At 71.6% G+C, this 2,528-nt stretch carries 2 protein-coding genes; one reads left to right on the forward strand and one right to left on the reverse strand.

Annotation, left to right across the window (positions count from 1 at the left end):
* On the reverse strand, window positions 1-1,228 hold a 1,228-nt coding region (gene hutH / locus ACRDSQ_RS06060; RefSeq protein WP_431419530.1), incomplete at its 3' end, for a histidine ammonia-lyase.
* Window positions 1,229-1,316: 88 nt separating this feature from the next.
* Between hutH and ACRDSQ_RS06065 the strand changes: the two genes are divergently transcribed.
* Window positions 1,317-2,090, forward strand: a complete 774-nt coding sequence (locus tag ACRDSQ_RS06065) for an IclR family transcriptional regulator (RefSeq protein WP_431419532.1) — start codon at window positions 1,317-1,319, stop codon at window positions 2,088-2,090.
* Window positions 2,091-2,528: the final 438 nt, after the last annotated feature.

A 2,528-nucleotide genomic window follows, 5' to 3' on the forward strand; every position in this document is an offset into this window, starting at 1 on the left:
AGTCGACGCTGGCCGGCGCCGCGAGCCGCTTGAGCTCGCTGACGATCCCCGCCGCGGTGTATTGCGCGATCATCAGCCCGGAGTCGACGCCGGGGTCGTCGGCGAGGAACGGCGGCAGACCGTGCGAGCGGGCGACGTCGAGCATCCGGTCGGTGCGCCGCTCGGCCATGCCGGCGACGTCGGCGACCGGGATGGCCAGGAAGTCGAGCACATATGCGACGGGCGCGCCGTGGAAGTTGCCGTTGGACTCGACGCGGCCGTCGGGCAGCACCACCGGGTTGTCGATGGCGGAGGCCAGTTCGCGGTCGGCGACGGTCTCGGCGTAGCCGACGGTGTCGCGGGCGGCGCCGTGGACCTGCGGCGAGCAGCGCAGCGAGTAGGCGTCCTGCACGCGGTTGCACTCGGGACCGCGGTGGCTCTCCACGATCGGCGACCCGGCGAGGAAGCGGGACATGTTGGCCGCGGACACACTCTGGCCGGGGTGCGGGCGCAGGGCATGCAGGTCGGGGGCGAACACGCGGTCGGTGCCCAGGAGTGCCTCGACGCTCATCGCGGCGGTCAGATCGGCGACGTCGAGCAGCGCGTGCAGGTCGGCCAGGGCCAGGCACAGCATGCCGAGCATGCCGTCGGTGCCGTTGATCAGCGCCAGGCCCTCCTTCTCGGCCAGCTCGACCGGGCGCACGTTCCGCTCGGCCATCACCTCGGCGGCGGGGCGGAGCGCGCCCGTGCGGTCGTGGACCATGCCCTCGCCCATCAGCGCGAGCGCCACGGCGGAGAGCGGCGCGAGGTCGCCGGAGCAGCCGAGGGAGCCGTACTCGTGCACGACGGGGTGAATGCGCTGGTTGAGCAGCTCCTGCATCGTCTCCACCGTCGACTGGCGGACGCCGGTGCGGCCGGTGGCGAGGGTGCGCAGGCGCAGCAGGATGAGGGCGCGGACGACCTCGTCCTCGACGTGCGGACCGGCGCCCGCGGCGTGCGAGCGGATCAGCGAGCGCTGCAGGGCGGCGCGCTTGTCGAGCGGGATGTGGCGGGTGGCCAGAGCGCCGAAGCCGGTGGAGACGCCGTACGTCGGCTGCTCTGCGTTGGCCAGTTCCTCGATGTGCGCGCGTGACTTGGCGACCGAGGCGAGCGCGTCCTCGGTGATGCGCACCCGGGCGGCCGTGCGGGCGACCTTCACGACGTCCGCGCGGGTCAGCGGGCCGCCGTCGATCTCAACCAGTTCCAACATGCGCCCATCTCAACGCGTGGCCGGGCCGCGCACGAGGGGGGATCGGGTGAGAGTGTCTGGCATCCCAGACTCGGCGTACCGTGGGCTGGTGGGTTCGAGCAGCGACGTGCCCGCGCTGCGGCGCGGCCTGGCGGTGTTGCGCCTGCTCGCGGGCAAGGCGGGCCCGGTGACGGCGGCGGCGGTCGCGCGGGAGCTGGGACTGCCCCGATCGACGACGTATCACCTGCTCGGTGAGCTGGCCGACGCCGGTTTCGTGACCCACCTGCCCGAGGAGCGGCGCTACGGGTTGGGGCTGGCGGCGTTCGAACTCGGGTCGGCGTACCTGCGCCACGACCCGCTGGAACGGCTCGCCCGGCCACTGCTGCGGCGGCTGATCGAACGCACCGGGCATACCGCCCACCTGGGGGTCCTGCATGGCGGCGAGACCCTGTACCTGCTGCGGGAACAGCCCGCGCACCCGCACACCGTGGTGACCGATGTGGGCGTCCGACTGCCCGCGCACCTGCCCGCGTCCGGCCGCGCGATGCTGGCGCACCTGCCCGCCGCGCACCTGAGGGCCCTGTTTCCTACGCGGTCCAGTTTCGTGCGTCGCACGGACCGAGGCCCGGAGCACCTCCCCGCGCTGCGCCGGCTACTGGCGGTGGAAAGGCGGCGCGGGTGGGCGGTGGAGGATGGGTACGTGACCGAAGGGTTCGCCTCAGTCGCCGCGGCGGTGTTCGACCACACCGGCTGGCCCGCCGGCGCGATCAGCACGACCTTCCGGCACGTGTGCCCACATGAGTGCGGCGAGACCTGGTTCGACCTCGCCACCGAGACGAGCCGGGCTGCCGGTGAACTGACCGCGCGGCTCGGGGGAAGGTAACGGGGTCCTCGGCTACAGCAACGTCGCACGCGCTATGGGCCGTCGCCCTCGAGCGCGCGCAGAAACGCGTGCATGCCAGACGACGGGTTATCGTTTGGAAACCGCGTTCCATCGATCTGATGCCGTGCATCAAGCCGTTCCGCCCGCTGCGCGGCTGCCTTGCGCAGCGGCATGTAGACCGCGGCATCGATACTCTTGCCCGGCCGCCTATCGAGGGCACGGCTCAATACCAGGAACTTTAGGTTCGGGTGAGGATGGTCACGACTGTGGGTGGTGGGCCTGTCAGGTGTTTGTCGATGGGTTTCTTCGATGGGAACGGGGTGCGCTGTGTGCGGCGGACCACGCGTGGGTTGGAGCGTTGCCGTTTCGGGACAAGGACTTCGGTGATCTCGGCGGTGACGGCTGCCAGTATCGCGGCTGCTTTACGCAGGGGGGAAA

The sequence above is a fragment of the Actinokineospora sp. genome, assembly GCF_050699995.1.
Taxonomy (GTDB): Bacteria; Actinomycetota; Actinomycetes; order Mycobacteriales; family Pseudonocardiaceae; genus Actinokineospora.